The sequence below is a fragment of the Rothia sp. (in: high G+C Gram-positive bacteria) genome, from assembly GCF_030540545.1.
GTDB lineage: Bacteria > Actinomycetota > Actinomycetes > Actinomycetales > Micrococcaceae > Rothia.
On the sequence record NZ_JAUNVZ010000135.1, the window covers coordinates 1 to 1027 of the forward strand.

Genomic DNA, 1027 nt, shown 5'->3' on the forward strand with positions numbered 1-1027 from the left:
TCTCGGCGATCTCTTTCACCTGGTCGTCAAACTTACGAATGTTACCGGGGTTCACTCGCACCGCACCGCAGCCGGCTTTAATGGCGGCGTACACGTATTTCGGCTGGAAGTGGATATCGGCAATCACCGGTATATTGGACTGCTTGGCGATAATCGGCAGCGCCTCAGCGTCCTTATCGGTGGGGCACGCAACACGCACAATATCGCACCCGGCGGCGGTGAGCTCGGCAATCTGCTGCAGGGTAGAACCAATATCGTGGGTCTTGGTGGTGGTCATGGATTGCACCGAGACGGGCGATTCGGAACCGATGCCCACAGTACCAACCTTGAACTGGCGGGTTTTGCGGCGCGGCGCAAGAACCTGGGGTGCGGGCTTAAGTACGGGCATGCCGAGGCTAACCGACAAGGTATTCCTCCAAAAGGGTTGAGGTGGCGCTGGGTGCGCCGTTCAGCTTCTTATTGTGCCACCGCCGCGCGGCGATTCACTAATACGGATACCCTAACCGCGTGATAAATCACAGGGCGTTAAGGATGGGGCGTCCAAACCGTAGGTTGCGGCTCTCACGAGCCGCACATTTAGAACAACCTAATCGGTTTAATAATATCTGCGGCAATAAGGATAACGGACATGAGGATGAATGCTCCAGCCACCACGTAGGTAAGCGGCATGAGCTTAATGGGATCGAAGGGACCCGGGTCTTCACGGCGGGTAAGTTTGGCGAAGGCACGGCGGGTAGCCTCCCATAGTGCCCCAAACACGTGCCCGCCATCCAGGGGCAGCAGCGGGATAAGGTTGAACGCGAAAAGCATCAAGTTCATGCTGGCCACCAGGGAGACGAGAGTTGCTTCCTTAGAGGTGCGGTCAATCTGATCGGTGGAGGCGACCTCCCCCGCAATACGGCTCACCCCCACCACAGAAACCGGCGAGTTCGCGTCGCGGTCACCATTGGTAACGAGAGTTACCCCAAGATCCCAGACCCGTTGCGGCAACGACCACATGGACCCGGCAATACGCGCCAGGGTATGC

2 protein-coding genes are annotated in these 1027 nt (G+C 57.9%); both read right to left on the reverse strand.

The window, feature by feature from the left end:
* Positions 1-406, reverse strand: a 406-nt coding sequence (locus Q4P78_RS09460; RefSeq protein WP_303340115.1) for a flavodoxin-dependent (E)-4-hydroxy-3-methylbut-2-enyl-diphosphate synthase, incomplete at its 3' end; no start/stop codon positions are given.
* A 170-nt stretch (positions 407-576) separates the two neighbouring features.
* Positions 577-1027 (reverse strand): site-2 protease family protein (locus Q4P78_RS09465; protein WP_303340116.1); only part of this gene is annotated, 451 nt, incomplete at its 5' end.